General features: G+C 60.5%; 17 protein-coding genes. 6 read left to right on the forward strand and 11 right to left on the reverse strand.

Annotated elements, in window-relative coordinates:
* The first annotated feature begins 108 nt into the window (after positions 1-108).
* Complete coding sequence (locus BLU24_RS17780) at positions 109-3,231, forward strand: hypothetical protein (protein WP_093102263.1); 3,123 nt, start codon at positions 109-111, stop codon at positions 3,229-3,231.
* Between the two features lie 292 nt (positions 3,232-3,523).
* On the opposite strand, the gene BLU24_RS17785 is transcribed toward BLU24_RS17780, so the two are convergent.
* A complete protein-coding gene (locus tag BLU24_RS17785) occupies positions 3,524-4,489 on the reverse strand; it encodes a sensor domain-containing diguanylate cyclase (RefSeq protein WP_090282900.1) in 966 nt (321 codons plus the stop codon).
* A 338-nt stretch (positions 4,490-4,827) separates the two neighbouring features.
* Between BLU24_RS17785 and BLU24_RS17790 the strand changes: the two genes are divergently transcribed.
* Positions 4,828-5,658: an alpha/beta fold hydrolase gene (locus tag BLU24_RS17790; protein ID WP_093102265.1), complete on the forward strand. Its 831-nt coding sequence runs from the start codon at positions 4,828-4,830 to the stop codon at positions 5,656-5,658.
* A 27-nt stretch (positions 5,659-5,685) separates the two neighbouring features.
* On the opposite strand, the gene BLU24_RS17795 is transcribed toward BLU24_RS17790, so the two are convergent.
* From BLU24_RS17795 to BLU24_RS17810, 4 genes are all read right to left on the reverse strand, one after another.
* Positions 5,686-6,078, reverse strand: coding sequence for a GFA family protein (locus BLU24_RS17795; protein ID WP_093102267.1), 393 nt, complete (start codon positions 6,076-6,078; stop codon positions 5,686-5,688).
* Between the two features lie 530 nt (positions 6,079-6,608).
* Entirely contained in the window at positions 6,609-7,430 is an 822-nt protein-coding gene (locus BLU24_RS17800; protein WP_093102269.1) for a DUF3618 domain-containing protein, read from the reverse strand.
* Positions 7,427-7,855 (reverse strand): phage holin family protein, encoded by a 429-nt coding sequence (locus BLU24_RS17805; protein ID WP_093102271.1) that lies wholly within the window; start codon positions 7,853-7,855, stop codon positions 7,427-7,429. The genes BLU24_RS17800 and BLU24_RS17805 overlap by 4 nt, the downstream gene beginning before the upstream one ends.
* The gene (locus BLU24_RS17810; RefSeq protein WP_093102273.1) at positions 7,852-8,502 is read right to left on the reverse strand and encodes a hypothetical protein; all 651 of its coding nucleotides are present in this window, start codon (positions 8,500-8,502) and stop codon (positions 7,852-7,854) included. The genes BLU24_RS17805 and BLU24_RS17810 overlap by 4 nt, the downstream gene beginning before the upstream one ends.
* 238 nt (positions 8,503-8,740) lie before the next feature.
* On the opposite strand from BLU24_RS17810, the gene BLU24_RS17815 reads away from it, so the two are divergent.
* The 4 genes from BLU24_RS17815 (at position 8,741) to BLU24_RS17830 (ending at position 11,318) form a co-directional block, all read left to right on the forward strand.
* Positions 8,741-9,571, forward strand: a complete 831-nt coding sequence (locus BLU24_RS17815; protein ID WP_093106812.1) for an AraC family transcriptional regulator — start codon at positions 8,741-8,743, stop codon at positions 9,569-9,571.
* A gap of 53 nt (positions 9,572-9,624) precedes the next feature.
* The gene (locus BLU24_RS17820; RefSeq protein WP_090282894.1) at positions 9,625-9,927 is read left to right on the forward strand and encodes an ArsR/SmtB family transcription factor; all 303 of its coding nucleotides are present in this window, start codon (positions 9,625-9,627) and stop codon (positions 9,925-9,927) included.
* A 61-nt stretch (positions 9,928-9,988) separates the two neighbouring features.
* The gene (locus tag BLU24_RS17825) at positions 9,989-10,993 is read left to right on the forward strand and encodes a zinc-dependent alcohol dehydrogenase family protein (protein ID WP_093102276.1); all 1,005 of its coding nucleotides are present in this window, start codon (positions 9,989-9,991) and stop codon (positions 10,991-10,993) included.
* A 10-nt stretch (positions 10,994-11,003) separates the two neighbouring features.
* Positions 11,004-11,318, forward strand: a complete 315-nt coding sequence (locus BLU24_RS17830; RefSeq protein WP_093102279.1) for an antibiotic biosynthesis monooxygenase family protein — start codon at positions 11,004-11,006, stop codon at positions 11,316-11,318.
* 105 nt (positions 11,319-11,423) lie between these two features.
* On the opposite strand, the gene BLU24_RS17835 is transcribed toward BLU24_RS17830, so the two are convergent.
* From BLU24_RS17835 to BLU24_RS17860, 6 genes are all read right to left on the reverse strand, one after another.
* Entirely contained in the window at positions 11,424-12,011 is a 588-nt protein-coding gene (locus BLU24_RS17835) for a LysE family translocator (RefSeq protein WP_093102282.1), read from the reverse strand.
* Positions 12,012-12,753: 742 nt separating this feature from the next.
* Entirely contained in the window at positions 12,754-14,991 is a 2,238-nt protein-coding gene (locus BLU24_RS17840; protein WP_093102285.1) for an ATP-binding protein, read from the reverse strand.
* A complete protein-coding gene (locus tag BLU24_RS17845) occupies positions 14,988-15,602 on the reverse strand; it encodes a biliverdin-producing heme oxygenase (RefSeq protein WP_093102288.1) in 615 nt (204 codons plus the stop codon). Before BLU24_RS17845 ends, BLU24_RS17840 begins: the two co-directional genes overlap by 4 nt.
* A 183-nt stretch (positions 15,603-15,785) precedes the next feature.
* Positions 15,786-17,423 (reverse strand): malate dehydrogenase (quinone), encoded by a 1,638-nt coding sequence (gene mqo / locus BLU24_RS17850; protein ID WP_093106815.1) that lies wholly within the window; start codon positions 17,421-17,423, stop codon positions 15,786-15,788.
* Positions 17,424-17,470: 47 nt separating this feature from the next.
* Positions 17,471-17,749: a hypothetical protein gene (locus BLU24_RS17855; RefSeq protein WP_093102291.1), complete on the reverse strand. Its 279-nt coding sequence runs from the start codon at positions 17,747-17,749 to the stop codon at positions 17,471-17,473.
* A gap of 104 nt (positions 17,750-17,853) precedes the next feature.
* Positions 17,854-18,267: a VOC family protein gene (locus BLU24_RS17860; protein WP_093102294.1), complete on the reverse strand. Its 414-nt coding sequence runs from the start codon at positions 18,265-18,267 to the stop codon at positions 17,854-17,856.
* Positions 18,268-18,337: the final 70 nt, after the last annotated feature.

Raw genomic sequence — 18,337 nt, forward strand, 5'->3', positions numbered from 1 at the left:
TTTTGTGCCTTGGAGAAAGTCCCCATCCATACACATGTACCACCCGCCCCGCTCCCCACCGCTCGACAATCGACGCTTGATGCCTGTCAGCCGCCATGGAGAGCGCAAATGAACGACACAGTGCAACCCGCGTCACCGCAACAGAGTTTTCTGCAAAATCTGATTGATGAGTTGATCGCCGTCCCGGTCGCCAAGCCCGAGGAACCTGAACGTACACTGGAGATTCCGCGCGCCTGTCTCTTGCGCGAATGGATGGAGCTGTACTGGGCCGCTCTGGAGCGTCCGGAATTTCTCGATTGGGCCAGTCGCTTTCATATCGATCTGGATACGTTGCGCATCAAGGGCGCCACTCTGGAGGCGCGAGCCCAGACGAATGGCACCGCGAGCGTACGCACCTTCGCTCTGGACGATGATTCCGGCTGGTGGCAGGTCGCACCGGCGTTGTTGTGGATTGCCCAGCGTATTGACCCGGGCGAAATGGGCCTGCCGTATATCGGTGGCAAATCGGCCAATCCGCTGTACCGCTTTCCACGTCGGATCGCGTTGGCTTTCTATGGTTATCCCGAGCCGCAGAACGAAGCCCAGACGAAAGTAATCGTCGCTGAATTAAAGGCCGACGGCCTCGCTGCGATTGATGAAAACGGTCATACCACCTCGGCCGTGGTCAAGGAGCGCGATGCCCAACTGGAGGACTTCCAGGCCATCGCCAACACCCTCGAAACAGTGTTGAAGACCCACGACCCCTTCGAACAACGCGGCATGGAGGACACAGCGGTTTCACTGACTTCCGCGTCGGTGTCGGCCAGTCGCGGCGGTCCGCGTTTCAAGCTTGGCCCGTTGCTTGAACGCTACGCCCTGCCGATCCCGGAGGATGCCGAACAGGCCAAAGCGTTGGTACAACGCCTGCGCGACCACCGCTGGCCGGATCTGCCTTATGTCAGCGAGTACGTGCAGACGGGCAGTCCCATTCTCAGCCATCGACATGGTTTTGCCGACGTCGAAGATGGCCGGTATATCCTGCGCCGACTGCAAGCGCTGTGCTGGAACCAGTCACCGATGGCGAAAATCAACCTTGAGGAATTCAGCGAGCCCCATCCGGACTCGGCGCTGGCCGAGTGGATGGCACTGGGTCAGCGGGAACTGCGCACATTCGGTACACGTCCGGCCTTTCAGGCCATTCTGAAAAAACACGGTCTGCCCGCTGACAGCCCGTTGTTGCTCAGTGCAACCGGTCACGTCGGTACGGCCAGCGACAACGGCTGGATAACCTTGACGGCGGAAGTGGAAAAACACGCCGATCTGAAAGTCTATCGCGACCGTCTCAAGGTCAAGGCCCGTGAAGCGGGGGGTGCCTTTCGCGACAGCGGCAAGGTCACGCTCGGGCAAATGCTGCGTTTCTATGAGCTGCCTTTGCCAGAGACCGTCGAGCAGGCGCTCAACTTTGTGAAATGGGACCAGATCAACCTGCATGTGCGCCCCGGCTACATGAATCATTGGTACCTGCTCGGCCAGCCCGGTAAACAGACCGAACGTTTTACTGCTGAACAACGTCAGCAGGTCATCGACACCACTCAGGCATTTCTACCCAAGGATGCAGCGCCACTGATTGATTACCTGAGCGAAGGCGTCGATACCGATCTGCCGGTGGCCAGCCTCAACGCCAAGGCCGATTACCTGATCGGCCGCATCCTCATCACCCGACGCGCTCAGGACCTGGGCAACCAGCTACTGGAGAAAATCGCGCGCCCCGCCCAGCCCAAGGAGCTGCTGGCCACCAATCGCGACCGTTTGTTGCTCGCAGCACTGATACTCAGCCTCGACCCCAAAGCGGGCGAACAGTCTGAGCAGATCATCGACCAAGCGGTGAATGACAGTTTTTACTGGGGTGAACGGTATGACGAAGTCAGGCGATTCATCGACCGCCAATTCGCACTCGCGCTGATAAAAAACAAGTCGCTGGCGACCCATCTTTTGCTGTCAGGCATCGCCCCTGAATTCTTGATTCGCGATATTCCCACCTCATTTCATTACATGAGTTGCGTGCGCTGGGTCCGGTTCAAGCAGGTGGTGCTGTATATCGAAGATCGCTTGCCAGGCGTGGCACGCCTGATGACCTACGCGCAACTGATCACCTTGACCAATGGTCCGGCGCCTTCGGATTTCTACCGTTTCCTGCGCAGCGACGTCTGTACGGCGGTCGTTCTCGATTGGGCGGTTGCCAGAGGTGTGGTCCAGCGAGACGAGGAGAATCCTGCCAACCACGCCGCGACGCTGAAGCGTGCCGAGAGTATTTTCCGCGACCATTATCGAAGGATGCGCAGTTTTTCCCAGCGGGCTTTTCTGTCGAAATGTCCCACACCAGCGACCGTTGCACTGGCCGACCTGCGCAAGGTGTTTATCGATAATCCACACTTGAAGGAGCAGGCGCTGTTCAACTCTGGATCGGGTGGCAAACATTTTTCGCTGAGCGAGTTGCATGTGGCGGGCAAGTTGACCGGCGATTTACAGGGCTGGCAATCAAACAATACCGAACTGCAACTGCCGTCGATCAAATCGCCGCTGGCCCGGCTCGGCAAGGTGTCGAGTTTGTTTCGTGCGGCCCTGAGCGCGCGCCTGCGACAAATGAAGGACGCCCATGTCGCGTTCATCAAGGACGCTTTTTGCCGGTTGCCATTGGCGCAACGGCAGGACATCGAAGACAACACCCTGGAATTGTTTGCCCTGCAATTGCCAGCGCCGACAAGCCGCACGAAGACCGCGAAGCCAAACGCGGAGGCCACGCCGTTTGCCATCATTGCCTTGCTGCGCGGATCGGTGCCGAGGGTGTACGAAATCTTTACCCGCCGGGCCGCTGTCACATTGCGCAGGGATATCGATCTTGCGCTGCTCACGCCGTCTTCCGCCAATGCCAAGGCCAAATCGCTGCCTTTCGACGCCGAGGCGTATCGACACGGGACTCTGCCCATCGGCAACGCTACATGCGAAGCGCTGCTCACCCGCCTCGACATCGAGGGCGCGCCGCTGGCGCCACAGACCCACAGCGACGTCCCCGATACGTTTGCCTCCAACAAGGTCAACGCCATCGCCAGTACGGCTGTGCGGCACCTGTTTGAGGCGTACGAAAGCAAAGCGCTGCAAGAAGCGCTGATCGCGCCTGCACTTGAGGATGTACACACCAATCAGGAGAAATGGTTGAAGTTTTACGCGACATTGAGCCCGCCGAAAACTTGAAGCCCGTTGGTTCGAAGACGCAGTGGTCAGTCAATGAAGCAGTAAATGAACGGACGCCATCGCGAGCAGGCTCGCTCCCACAGGGTTTTGTGGTGGGAATGGGTGTTGTGTTCACCAGATAACCCTTGTGGGAGCCAGCCTGCTGGCGATGGCGGCGGGTCAGTTGATGAAAATGTTGACTGGACCGGCGCTATCGCCAGCAGGCTGGCTCCCACAGGGTTCGGTGTGGAAATGGGCTTTGTGTACACCCGATAACCACTGTGGGAGCCAGCCTGCTGGCGATGGGTTTTGCTCAGCAGCGCTTCAAGGCCTGCTTGTGCGCGTACATCGCGCCGTCCGCGTCGGCGAGCAGGCGGTCGACGCTGTCGTGGCGCTTGGGGTCGTATTCGATCTGGCCGACGCTGAACCGAATGGCGTAGCCGCGGTGCAGCGTGGCGTTGCGCTCTTCGAGGATTTCTTTCATGCGCGCCATGATCGCCGTGGTTTCGACATGGCTGGAGCCGGTCAGCAGCGCGACGAATTCATCGCCGCCCAGACGCCCGACCACGTCGCTTTCGCGAAAGGCAATACGCAGCACGTCGGCAAACGTCTTCAAGGCGTTGTCGCCCTCGGCATGTCCGTAAAGGTCGTTGATCTGCTTGAAGTCGTTGAGGTCGAAAAACAGCAAGGTTGCCGGACGGCTCAGGCGCGAACAGGCGTCCAGCGCATGCTGGGCCAACTGCTTGAAGCCGCGTCGGTTGGACAGCAAGGTCAGCTCGTCCATGCTCGCCATCTGCACCGCGGTCAGCTCCTGCTCGGCCATTTCTGCCAGATCGCGCAACAGTGCGCGTTCTTCATCGTCAAGTTCGCGGGGCTTGGTATCGATCAGGCACAGCGTGCCCATTTTGTTGCCGTGAGGCACCGTCAGCGGATAACCGGCGTAGAAGCGAATGTTCGGCGCCCCGGTCACCAGCGGATTGTCATGAAAGCGCAGGTCTTCGCGGGCATCCGGCACCAGCAGCAGTTCGTTCTGCAAGATCGCGTGACCGCAGAACGACACGTCTCGCGGGGTTTCGGTGGCGTCGAGGCCGACACAGGACTTGAACCACTGGCGATCCTTGTCCACCAGTGTGACCAGCGCAATCGGCACGTTGAACAGGCGTTTGGCCAGCCGCGTGAGGCGATCGAAGCGCTCTTCGGGGGCCGAGTCGAGCAGGTTGAGACCCTGCAGCGCTTGCACGCGCGCCGCTTCATTCTCGGGTTTTCCGGGCACCAGCATCACACACTCCACAGGCTGTAATGCTCTTCAGCGTAGCCCTGAATTGACGAGGGCCCACATCATATTCCCGCCACCGGGGGCTAGCCCAGCCGCATCGGTCTACAGTTTGAACTGTTCGACATAAATACCGCAGGCACCGCCGCGCCTGGGTTTGTTCCTTTCAGCGAAACCTGATTTGCACTTTCAAGCGAGACGTTGCGACCACCGGTCATGCACACATCAACATTGCTCCTACAGTTGATAACGGCTCGCACTTTGCTTGCACATCACGTGTATCAGCCAAATCGGCCCGCGCGTGTCGCGCGGGCTGCCCTCCACATCGGTCAGGAGTCGCGAACATGGGATTTGTCACCACCACAGACGGCGTTGAAATCTTCTACAAGGACTGGGGCCCGCGCGACGCGCCGGTGATCCATTTCCACCACGGCTGGCCGCTCAGTTCCGACGATTGGGACGCACAGATGCTGTTCTTCCTCGGCCAGGGCTTTCGCGTGGTTGCCCATGATCGGCGCGGGCATGGCCGTTCTGCTCAGGTTTGGGACGGTCACGACATGGACCATTACGCCGACGATGTCCTGGCGGTGGTTAAACATTTGGGCTTGAAGAATGTCGTGCATGTCGGCCATTCCACCGGCGGCGGCGAGGTGATCCACTACATCGCCCGCCACGGCCAGGACAACGTCGCCAAAGCGGCATTGATCGCCGCCGTACCGCCGCTAATGGTGCAGACCGCGAGCAATCCCGGCGGCTTGCCGAAGTCGGTGTTCGATGGCTTTCAGGCCCAGGTAGCGGCCAATCGCGCGCAGTTCTATCGGGACGTGCCGAGCGGGCCGTTTTATGGATACAACCGCCCCGGTGCCGAGGCTTCGGAAGGCGTGATCGCCAACTGGTGGCGCCAAGGCATGATGGGCTCGGCCAAAGCGCATTACGACGGCATCGTCGCGTTCTCGCAGACCGACTTCACCGAGGACTTGCAGAAAGTCAGCGTGCCGGTGCTGGTGATGCATGGCGAGGACGATCAGATTGTGCCGTATGCCAATTCAGGGCCGTTGTCGGCGAAGTTGCTGCCCAACGGCACGCTTAAGTCGTATCCGGGGTTCCCGCACGGCATGCCGACGACCGAAGCGGAGACGATCAACGCTGATTTGCTGGCGTTTATTCGCGGTTGATCGATCCGCCGCGAGGCTGGGCTCTGGCTAATCTTCCGAGCGGCCCGGGCCCTCGCGATCACGCGGGTAATGATGCGCCAGCGGGAACGCCGGCAGCCATGACTCGCGGCGCACGGTCCAGCTTTCGTAGGTCGGTTGCAGTTGATCGGGGCTATCGAGGGCGCCGAGGTTGACTTCGATTTCGTCGTCACTGCGGTTGAACACTGAGGATCCGCAGCGCGGGCAGAAATGTCGCCCGGCGTAGTCGCGGGTTTCGCCGCTTGTGGTGACGGCGCTGGCGGGGAAAATGGCCGAGGCGTGGAACAGCGCGCCGTGGACTTTGCGGCAGTCGAGGCAATGGCAGAGGCCGACGCGGTAGGGTTGGCCCGAGGCTTCGAGGCGGATATTGCCGCAGAGGCAGCCGCCGGTCAGGGTTTGCATGATGGGGTCCTTTTTGAGTCGTGATGGACGGTTTCTTCAGGGTCAGCCCTCACCCTAGCCCTCTCCCAAGGGGAGAGGGGACTGATTGGGGGATATTGAGGAAGTAGGCCGACCTGAGCGTGCGGCTGGGAATCCGGATCCGCTCGATCTTTTGCACGCGCTTGAATCCACAATCGACTCGATCTTTTTACGCTGTCGAATTCACAATCGACTCGATCTTTTTGCGCTGTCGAATTCACAATCGACTCGATCTTTTTGCGCTGTCGAATTCACAATCGACTCGATCTTTTTACGCTGTCGAATTCACAATCGACTCGATCTTTTTGCGCTGTCGAATTCACAATCGACTCGATCACTCAGGTCGATGCATCCCGCAAGACACCTCGGACGGCCCCCTCTCCCTTTGGGAGAGGGCTGGGGTGAGGGGAAACTGACACACCCCAATCGTTCGATCGCGGAATTTCCGTCCACTCGTCGATAATCGGCAATAAAAAAGGAGGCCATTTCAAGGCCTCCCTTATCCGCCATCATCAAGACGTCCCCAATCCCTTGGACAGATCCGCCGATTCATCAGACGTGGTCGCTTGCGTAGGCTGAGCACCCTGCCCCGTAGCCTGCTCGGTCGTCTTCGTCACCGTATCGCGGACAGTCTCATACCCCTCCCGCGCCTGTTTTTTCACCTTGTCGACCATGCCCGCGCTGGTCCGCCCCAAATAGCGCTGCTCAGTGGCCGTCTTAGGCAGCGCGGCACCGAGCATCGCGCCAATCGCAATACCGGCCGCCGCGACCATCAGCGGTTGCTCCTTGAGCAACTGATTGAATTGCTGCCCCATGGCCTGGCCGCTCTGACTCAATCGGTCGCTGGCATCGTGCATGGTGTGGCGCAAATTCTCCTTGGCGGCACCAACGTTCTCGCCCATGTGCGCAGCCTTGCCCTTGAGCGATTGATAGCCGTGCTTCAACGAATCGCTGGTCTGGTGCATATGCTCGCGCGCATTGCCGAGGCTATCGGCCAAGCCATCGGCCCACTCCCCGGCCCGGTCCTGATCCGGACCGCTGCGATAGGTCGGCTGCGGCACTGGCGGACGGTTCTGGCCCATCATCAGCCAGAGCAGGCCGACCGAGGTCAACACCGCCGGCACCGGGTTGTTGCGCACGCTGGTGCCCAGGTTGGTCACGAATTGCGAACCATTGTTCTGCAGCATGCCCCACGCCTGATCGATCATCTGCCCAGGGGTGAATTTGCTTTCCAGCTGGTCGACGATATTGCCGATGCTGGCGCGTTGCGCGTCGATCTCGCGCTCGATCTGCTCAGGGCTTTTTTGCGATTCGATATCCAATTCAGTCTTCATGAGGCTTTCCTCCGCAGCGCTTCCTGGTCTTTGTTCAAGGCGTCCAGCGTCCGGTCAGGTTTGAAATGGGACGGTTCGAACTGTTTCTTGCCCGACTGCACCATGACAAAGCCGATGATCATCACCACCACGCCGACGATCAGCGCCGCCAGCCATGGCGCCATGAACATACTCAGGCCGTACACCGCCGACATCAGCAAAATGATCAGTCCCGCCAGCAGCACAATCGCCCCGCCGGCAACCGCACCGATACCGGCCTTGAGCGTGTTGAGGCTGGACTGAAATTCGGCCTTGGCCAGCGCCAGTTCTTTGGTAAACAGCGCGGGCACTTCGCGGGACAACTGCCGCAGCAGTCCCGTCACCGAAGCGTCGTCATGGTTGGCTGTGGGTCGGGCGCCTTGCAGATCTGCATCGTCTCGGTTCATGACAGGTCTCCTTTGGTGGGCGAGGTGGGGATGGCGGTTCCGGCAAAATCACTCGGGTGATCGTGCTCATCGGCCGACGTCGGGGTGATGCCGGTCGCCAGGCCTGGACTGGGATCAGTGGCGGTCGCAGTTGAGGTTTCATAGGGTCGTTGGGCGCCGAAACCGCCGGCGGGTGGCGTTGAGCTTCCGGCTGCCGGCTGATGATCGGCAGTCACTTCGGCCGCCGCAGAAGTCCCTGCCTTGAGAAACCGCGACAGGCCGAAACCGATCGCCACACTGCCGGCAATGAACAACGCGGGGTTGCTGCGCGCCAGCTCGGCGGCGTCGTGCAACAGCTGTTCGGCACTCTTGCCACGCAGATTTTGCGCCAGCCCGGTCATCGACTCGGCCATGTCGGAGAGGTAGTCGGACATACCCAGCGTGTCCTTGTCCTCCAGCTCCGAGACGAAGCTTTTCGCGCCTTGCGCCAGCGCTTCGATCTGTTCGGCGGCCGTGTCACGATACTGACCGAATTGCGCATCGGCTTGCTGTCGAGCACCGCCGAGCGTTTCGCTGACGTCGTCTTTCAAATGCTCGAAGGCCTGCCCGGCCTGGCCCTTGGACGGTTCGTCTGCGGTGGTTCCTGCCCTGTTATCTGAAGTGTTCATGTGGTCCCTCGCCTTCTGAGTGAAAACGTTAAGTGGGGCGACCTGACAACATTGCCCTGAGTCCCCTCATAGGAAGTGACGGAAGAGTCTGGCGCGGAGTTCAACCGTTTTGATGAGCGCACCATTTACCGATCTGGATGTGCCGTTGGGCCTGAAAAAGCCAATCCTGTCGAACTTGGACGAGCCTTTGGCGTCCGCAGCCCCTACACTGGCGCACTGGCCTGCCGGGATAACCACCATGAAACACGCTGCCGCCAAAACCCCAGAAAAAGCCCCGCGCTTCTGGCGCGACGATGCCCTGCCCTTCATCGAGGCGCGGGCCATCGCCGATGGCCGTGAGGTCTGTTATTCGCGGCACTCCCACGCGCACTTCTCCATCGGCGCGATCACCGCCGGGCGTAGCACGTATGTGCATGAACAATCAGAGTTCGAGGTGGCCGCAGGCACGGTGGTGCTGATGAACCCCGGCGATGTGCATGCGTGTAATCCGATCGATGATCAGCCGTGGTCGTATGTGATGCTGTACGTCGAAACGCCTTGGCTGAGCGATCTGCAGCAACAGTTGGGGTTCGGTGCGCAGGGGTTTTGTCGTTTTGCTGTGACCCATCTCGATGACGCGGCGCTGTTTCACGATTTGTGTGAGCTGTACGAAATCCTCGTCGCCGATCAGTACGACCTGCTGCGCAAACACAGCGCAGCGGTAGAGTTTTTCAGCGATCTGCACCTGCGGCTGAACCCCGCCAGCGCGCCGTTGCGCGAGCCGAACGGCAAGCTCGAACGCGCCGCCGATTTCATTCGTGAGCATTGCACCGATGCGCTGAGCCTTGACGATATTTGCACCGCGGCGCAGCTATCGCCGTCGTACCTGATCCGCGCGTTCAAACAGCATTACGGCATGACGCCCCATGCGTTCGTGATCAACCAGCGCATCCAGTTCGCCCGCGAGCGCCTGCGCCACGGCCAGTTGATCGCCGACGTCGCGCTCGCGGCCGGGTTTGCCGATCAGGCGCATTTTCAGCGCGCCTTCAAACAGCATCTGGCGGCAACGCCGGGGCAGTATCGCGGTTGACGCTTATCGAAATCAGTCGTTGACATATCGGTAAAATCCGATATCTTCGCGGCATGGACCTACTCGACATCTTCAAAGCACTCTCCAACCGTACTCGCCTCGAGATTCTCAAAGGCTTGAAGGACCCGGCCAACAGCTTTCCTCCTCAGGATGAAGGCGACGTGCATACGGTAGGTGTTTGCGTCAGCAGTATTCAGGAAGGTGTCGGGCTGTCGCAGTCGACGGTGTCCGATTATCTGGCGACGCTGCAACGGGCGGGCCTGGTCGAAGTCAGACGCATCGGCCAATGGACGTACTACAAGCGCAATGAAGCGGCGATCCGTGAGCTGGCCGAGATCATCGGCAGCGAGCTGTAATTTTTTGCCCCGTGATATCGAGAATTCCCGATATCCCTTTTTACCGAAACGAGGAAATGCAATGAAAGCGATGATGCTTGAATCATTTGGCGGCCCGGAATCGTTCGAACTGCGCGACGTTCCCAAGCCCGTACCCAACGCTGGCGAAGTACTGGTGCGAGTACACGCCACCTCCATCAACCCTCTGGACTATCAGGTTCGCCGCGGCGACTACCTCGACCTTGTGCCGCTGCCGGCCATCAGCGGTCACGACGTCTCCGGCGTGGTCGAAGCGGTCGGCCCGGGCGTCACGGCTTTCGCGCCGGGCGACGAGGTCTGGTACACCCCGCAGATCTTCGCCGGGCCTGGCAGTTACGCCGAGTACCACGTTGCCGCGCAGACTATCGTGGCCAGGAAGCCGAAAGCGCTGAGCCACCTCGAAGCGGCCAGCCTCAGCCTGGTCGGCGGCACGGCATGGGAAGCGCTGGTGGTGCGAGCGTCGCTCAGGGTTGGCGAAAGCGTGCTGATTCATGGTGGCGCGGGTGGCGTCGGGCACGTTGCAATCCAGCTGGCCAAAGCCATGGGCGCGAAAGTCTTCACCACCGTACGCGAAGCCAACTTCGAGTTCGCGCGGCGCATGGGTGCCGATGTGCTGATCGATTACGAGAAGGAGGATTACATCGACGCCATCCTGCGCGAAACCGGCGGGCATGGCGTTGATGTGGTGTTCGACACCATCGGCGGCGACACCCTGGCGCGCAGCCCCGACGCACTCGCCCAACTGGGCCGGGTGGTGTCCATCGTCGATATCGCCCAGCCACAGAACGTGATCCAGGCCTGGGGCAAAAATGCCAGTTTCCACTTTGTGTTCACCCGCCAGAACCGCGGCAAGCTCGATGAATTGAGCGCACTGGTCGAACGCGGCCAACTGCGCCCGCACGTTGGCGCGGTCTATTCGCTGGCGGACCTCGGGCTCGCCCACGCCCGACTGGAAAGCCGTAACAACGGGCTGCTGGGCAAGATCGCGATTGCCGTCGATCCATCTGCACTCAGCGATGCGCCATCCACCACGCAGCACTCACGTTAAGGGGAACGTCATGGTTTACGAGATCGCTGTACTACCGGTTCATAAGCAATACGTCGAGCCGTTCAAACAGGCCTTCGCCGAGGTCGCCCCCCTGCTCCGCCGCGCCAAGGGTTATGGCGGGCACATGCTCGCGCAAGGGATCGAAACGCCCGAGCGCTTCAATCTGATCGTGCGCTGGCAGTCGCTTGAGGATCACACGCCGGGTTTTGAAGCGAGCGAAGATCATCGATTGTTCATGCTGGGGCTGGAAGAATATTTTTCCGAAGAGCCGACGGTGTATCACATCGAAGGGGCGGCGTTTGAGTTGCCGTTTATCGGAGGTTGAACACAGTCCCTGTAGGAGTGAGCCTGCTCGCGATGGCGGTTATTCAGTCGACATATCAGTTGCCTGACACACCGCTATCGCGAGCAGGCTCACTCCTGCAAGGGGTCACGGTAGCAGCAGATAAATTGCGCTCAACGCCAACAACCCGGCCATCACCCGATTGAACCAACGCATCCCCTTGGCATTGTTCAGATATCCGCGCAAAAACGTCCCGGCATACGCCCAGCAGCCGACCGACAGATAACAGATCACCAGATACACCGCCGCAAACTGCCAGACCAACCGCGCCTCGCCATCGGCAACAAACGTCCCCATGCCCGCCACACAGGCCAGCCAGGCTTTGGGGTTGAGCCATTGCATGACCGCACCGTAGAGCATCGACGGCGCCCGACCTGAGTCGGTCGCATTAAGCTGGCCGTCATCACTGGCCAGTTTCCAGGCCATGAACAGCAAAAACGCAACACCGGCCCATTGCACCAAACGGGTCATGAACGGCCAGCGCTGCAAAACTTCATGCAGCCCCAGCCCCATCAACACCAGCAACAACACAAACCCCAACGTCGCCCCGGCGACGTGCCGCTGACTGGCACGAAACCCATACTGCGCCCCCGAACTCAACGCCACGATATTCACCGGCCCCGGCGTGATGGAAGCAGCCAACGCAAACGCCGCCATCGAAACAATCAGACTCATCGCACACCTGCTTCAAAACGAGGAACAAGGGGCACATCTTAGTCAGCGGCTTTGGGAGGGTATTGAAGAAAATTACCTTTTGGCCAATGACAACGTTGCCTGTGCTGGCCTAATCGCTTGCAGGCAAGCTCCCACAGGGGCCGAGTACAACCATGAGGCCGAGTGTCAGCTCGCCTGCTTTCGACCTTGATGGCGGCGTTGAAGATCAAAGGCCCCTCACCCTAGCCCTCTCCCGGAGGGAGAGGGGACTGATTGTGGTGGATGTGAGAGATGCGCCGACTTGGGATACCGCGTCGTATGCAGGTTTTGAACAGCCCACAAATCGGCTCCCTCTCCAAGGGGAGAGGGCTGGGGTGAGGGGAAAATCCACCACAAATCCAAAGCCAACCACCCGCTTCTCACCACTCAACAATGAGCGCAAGCTCGAGTGCTCTTGATCTTGCGTCACCGGCGACATCGGAAGGCTGAGTGGAGGGATTGATCCGGGCGTGGGAGCGCAGCGACCGTCTGGCGCAGCCAGACACAGCGGAAGGAGGTGCAGCGCAGCAAACCGTAGCCGCTGCGCCCGGATCGATCCCGGAGCGAAGGGACCCGAGCCTGCGAGGGCCGTACGTAGGAGCAAGCGTTTTGGGTTACCTTTTTGGCGTTTGAAAAAGGTGACCCGCCGTAAGGGCGGAACCCTAAGCAGCCGTTACCGCAGCAACGGATATGTACCCAAAACTCAAAGATCAAAGATCAAAGATCAAGCCACCCGCGGCACCGTAAACCGAAACTCACTCCCCCGCCCCGGCTCACTCTCGGCAACGATCCGCCCGCCATGCGCCTCAACGATCCCCTGAGTGATATACAACCCCAGCCCCGTACCCGTCGGATTACCCTCTTTCACCGTCCAGTACCGATCAAACACATGCGGCAAATGCTCCTTCGGAATGCCCTCCCCGCTATCACGCACAGTAAAGACAATCTCGTCACCCACCGTCGTCGCATGCACCCCCACAGTGCCCAGCCGCGGAGTGAACTTGATCGCATTGCCGACCAGATTCGACAGCACCTGAAACAACCGCTCAGGGTCCGCGTGAATACGCAGATCCGGATCAGCCTCGAAGGAAATGCTGATGTCCTTGTCCTGTGCCAGCGGCGTCAGCAGCGACTGCGCTTCTTCAAAGATATGCCCGACTTCCAGCGGCTGCGGCGTAATGGTGTAGCGCCCGGCATCGATTTTCGAGGTATCAAGCAAGTCTTCCAGCAGCGTGTTCATCCGCGCGGTGGCCTGTTGCATGGTGTCGATCGCCGTAGAGATCCGCCGCGAGGTGTGCGCACCGTCGGAGCTGAAGGCTTTCTGCATCATGCCGCAGAGCATCGAGATCACCGTCATCGGGTTGCGCAGGTCGTGGGACACCACTGCCACCAGCTCCTCACGAGCGCGCACCGCTTCCTGCTCGCGGCGCACCTGCCGTGCCAGGTCGTTTTCCAGCGCGGAGCGGCGCAGGTCGTTGGCCGCGAACAGGTCGCCGTGGCTCCACTTCACCGAAATCCCGGCCATCTCGACTTTCCAGATCTCGAACGAGGTGCGTGGACGCAGGCGCAGGCCGGCGTCGGAGTTTTCCAGGTCCAGTGGTTTACGCGGGTCACCGCTCCAATTGATGTTTTCCTTGGCCTCGGGGCGGAACCACAGCACGCCGTTCTCTACCGGTTTGGGCAGGCTCAGCGCCAGCACCCCGCTGGCCACTTGCTGAAACTGCGCAGCGGGTGGGTAGACGCTGGACAAATGATGGCTGGCGAACACCGGCTCACCGCGTTCCTGCAGCCATTTGTGCAACGCGCGGATGTCTTCCGGTTCCGGGCAGTTGCCGTAACGGTGCAACTGCTTGTCTTCAATGATCGCGATGCCGCCGGCGCCGGTCAGCGCCATCAGCGTCTCGGGTTGTTGCGCCAGGCCATCGAAAACGTTCTGCGACGAGTCGATCATCGCCTGATTGAGCTGCGCCAGCGCTTCGAGCTTTTCGTCGCGCTGTCGGCTCAGTTCCAGTGCTTCCATCGCGCTGATCTGCAGCGACAGCACCTGGCCGATGGTCTGGCAGGCCATGCGCAGTTCGTGAGGCACATGCAGCGGCTGGCGATTGCCGCAGCTGATCAGGCCCCAGAGCTTGTCACCCTTGAGCAAGGAAATGCTCATCGACGACAACACGCCCATATTCTTCATGTACTGGCAATGAATCGGCGAGACGCTACGCAGCGTGGCGAAGCTCAAGTCCAGCGGCTGCTGGGTGTCCGGGCGCAACTTCGGCACCAGCGGCACCGGCTGATAATCGGCATTGGGGATGATCCGCAGCCAGTTGGTGCGGTACAGCTCGCGGGCCTGCTCGGGAATGTCCGAGGCCGGGAAAAACAGGCCATTGAACACTTCCATCGATGGATCGGAGGCCTCGGCGATGACCTGACCGTGACCCTCCTCCTCGAAACGATAGATCAGCACCCGGTCATAACCGGTCATCGCCTGGATTTCCTTGACGCTGATTTCGTACAGCGCCGGCAGCGATGTCGCCGCTTGCAGGCGTTGCAGCATGCGCCCCAGGTGAGTCTTGACCCCGGCGACGTTGCGCGGCTGGAAGTTTTCGACGTGGATTTCCAGTTCCAGGATCAGCACGCCTTGATGGCGGTGCAACAAACCTTCGAAGGCAGTTCCATTCAAGCGAAAGTACAACGGAGGCGCATCGGCCTGCGCATCGCGTTGCAGTGCCTCAAGCACCTGCGCGCAGTGCTCCAGACCAATCAGTTCGTGCAGCGGCTGGCCGATCAGCGGCTCTGGCGCCTGGCCGAGCAATGTTTCGACGTTGGCGCTGACCTGAATGATCTGCAGCGCAGGCTCGCTCAGGGTCAACAGCAGACCGTGCGGCTGAATCGCACCGGGAAACCGGATCGGTTCGTCGGCGCAGTTGGCGAGCAGCTCTTCGAAGGCTTGTTTGTCTTGCGGGGTCATGCCAGCACCTCCCGGCGCTCGAGCCACTGCTCGAAACAGCTGAATGTAGTTTGCGCAGCGCGGACGACGGCTGCACGTTCGGCAGCGTCCATGGGCCGGCTGCCGAGGTATTCGATGAACTCACGCCAGCGACGCCCGGTGGCCGCGCCGTAGACATCGAGAAAGGCCGCGCCGTTGTCGGCTTCCAGGCCCAACCGGGCAGCGATTTCGCGGCGTAGAATCTGCCCGCCGAGGGTCGCACCTTCCAGTACATACAACACGCCGAGGCAGGCTGCGCTGGAGTCGATGCGCGGTAACTCATCGCATAGCGGCAGGCTGGCCAGCGCTTCGGCGCTGGCGCCCAGTGCTTGCAGGTCAGCGCGCAGGGTTGCGGTCTTGAGCCGTGGGGTCAGATCGAAGTCGTCCGGGATCGCGTTACTGGCTTGCAGGGCCTGTTCCAGCGGCCGGTAAAAGCCGTAATAGGCCTGCATCAGGCGCTCGAAAGCCTGGGTATCAAGGGTGTCGGAGAAAAAAGGAAGGCGTTTTTCCAGTGCGATGTGCAGTTCGGCTGTGCCGGCCCGCAGATCCTGCAGCACCGGTGGCACATAAACCTCACGGGCCTTTGCTTGCATGTAGATCGCTCTTGGTGGGGCCGCCTGGGGCCATTCGGGGTCGGCATTACGGGTGACGAATTTATCACGGCGCGCGCCAAAACTGCCTGCCGGGCCAGTTTTTTCTGTCGCCCGGTCATCCTCTGACTGGTTCAGAGTGGCGCCGAACGGGAAAAGTTCGCCCGGCGCCACCAACCCCACTGTTCAAGGCTTGAGATCGGGATCGCTGTCCAGGTTCGGCTGTTGCACCGCGTCGATGTGCGTCGGCGGGTTGCTCGGCTGCGCCTGATCGATACCCGGTGGCGGCGTCAGTTGCAGCACTTCGCTGGTGTAGCGCCACTCCTCCATGACCTTGTCCGGGTGTTCGTTCAGGCGCGTGCCGTAGCTGGGCACGATCTGGCGCAGCTTGTCCTGCCACGGCGCGGACGCCAGTTTGTCCTTGAACACCTTCTGCATCAGATCAAGCATGATTGGCGCCGCCGTCGAGGCACCCGGGGAGGCGCCGAGCAACGCGGCAATGCTGCCGTCCCTGGACGCGACCACCTCGGTGCCAAGCTTGAGCACCCCGCCCTGCTGCTCGTCCTTCTTGATGATCTGCACACGCTGGCCAGCTTGCCACAAGCGCCAGTCCTGCTTTTGCGCCTGTGGGAAATACGCTTTGAGTGCCTCGAAACGGTCATCGTCGGACTGCATCAACTGGCCGGCGAGGTATTGCACCAGATCGAATTCACGCACGCCGACCCGGACCATCGGCCACAGATTATGCAAAGTGGTACTGGCCGGCAGGTCGAAGTACGAGCCCTCCTTGAGGAATTTGGTCGAGAACGTCGCAAACGGCCCGAACAGAATCACCCGTTTGCCATCGAGCACACGCGTGTCGAGGTGCGGCACCGACATCGGCGGTGCGCCGGTCGAGGCGATGCCATAGGCCTTGGCCATGTGCCGCTGGGCTATCTCGGTATTCTCGGTGACCAGAAACGAGCCGCCGACCGGGAACCCGGCGTAGTCCTTGGCCTCCTCGATGCCGGACTTCTGCAACAGCGGCAGCGCCGCGCCGCCCGCGCCGATAAAGAGGAATTTGGCATCGGTGGCGGTGGTCGTGCCGTCCTTCAGATTCTTGTATTCGACGTGCCAGGAGCCGTCGTCGTTGCGGGTGATGTCGCGCACTTCCGAGGACAGCTGCAGCGAGAAGTTATCGCGTGATTGCAGATGGCTGACGAACTGCCGGGTGATCTCGCCAAAATTGACGTCGGTGCCGATCGGCGTCCAGGTCGCGGCGATTTTCTGCGCCGGGTCGCGACCCTCCATCATCAGCGGCACCCATTGCTTGATCTGCGCCGGGTCTTCGGAATATTGCATCGGGCGGAACAACGGGCTGGCCTGCAACGCCTCGTAGCGCTTTTTCAGGAAGCGGATGTTGTCATCGCCCCAGACGAAGCTCATGTGCGGCGTGGAATTGATGAACGAACGCGGATTTTTCAACACGCCGGTTTTCACCTGCCAGGCGAGAAACTGCCGGGTGATCTGGAATGCTTCGTTGATTTCGACGGCTTTGGTGATGTCGATCTTGCCGTCCTTCTCCGGCGTGTAGTTCAGTTCGGCGAGCGCCGAGTGGCCGGTGCCGGCGTTGTTCCAGCCGTTGGAGCTTTCCTCGGCGACCTTGTCCAGGCGCTCAACCATTTCCATCGACCAGCCCGGCTCCAGCTCGCTGAGCCACACCGCCAGGGTCGAACTCATGATCCCGCCGCCCACCAGCAGCACATCGACGCGCTTGGTTTGCGCGGCATGCACCTGAGCCATGCCGAGAGAAAAAGTCAGCGCCACCAGCGCACATTTGAGCATCGGTTTATTCATCGCAAGCCTCCCGCGATCTGCTGTCGTACGACGGTTCAATCGGCGCTGTCGTTGCTTTGCAGGGCCGGGTCGCCGTTGGCCGGGATGGTGCTGTCGACACTTTGCGTGTCCTTGCCGGCTTTCTCTGCACCGGGATAGCCGGGTAAACCGCGGGTATCGGCGGGCGTCATCACCTCGTCGGTGTCGCGCGCATGGTCCCAGTCGGTCGTGGCGTTAGGGTCTTCGTCGCGCCCGGCGGTGCCGATAACAAAGCCATCGTCGTTCGGGCTGAGGGTTTCTTCGAGCGGCTTGTCAGTGCTGGATGGATGGGTCATGGCTGCCTCCAGAAAAGTCGTGATCGGACTTGTTTGGAATGCCCAAGGCTTGTGGAGTGCGATGGAAAAGACCAACGGTGCCTGCTCTAGTGACCTGAGCCGAATCAGGCTTCGCTCGGCCCTTTGAGTTCGACCTGGTTGCCGTCCGGGTCAAAGCAATACAGCGAGAGGCCGTAACCTTCGGCGCCGAAGCGTCTGGCGGCTTTCTCCACGGTCAGGCCACAGGCCTGCAAGTGAACGGTGAGCGCCGCTTCGTCGAACGGTTCGATGCGCAGGCAGAAATGATCGACATTACGCCGCTCCGCCCCTGCTGCGCCGCCACCCTTGCGGCCCAGTTCGCCTTGCAGGTCGACCAGATCGATCATCGAAGTACCGGCGCGCAGATGCACCAAACCCAGCGGCTGATTGTGGCGGACCACTTCGGCGCCGAACACCTTGGCGTAAAAGTCGATGCTGCGTTGCAGGTCGGCGACGCGCAGCACGATGTGATCGATGCGCTGGATGGTGAACGGTGGCATGGCGTTGATTCCTCCCAAGTGGCGATTGGGTGATTGTGGTGCAGATCGAAAAAAATTCACTGTCGATTTT

It is taken from the genome of Pseudomonas sp. Z003-0.4C(8344-21) (assembly GCF_900104975.1).
Classification (GTDB): Bacteria; Pseudomonadota; Gammaproteobacteria; order Pseudomonadales; family Pseudomonadaceae; genus Aquipseudomonas; species Aquipseudomonas granadensis.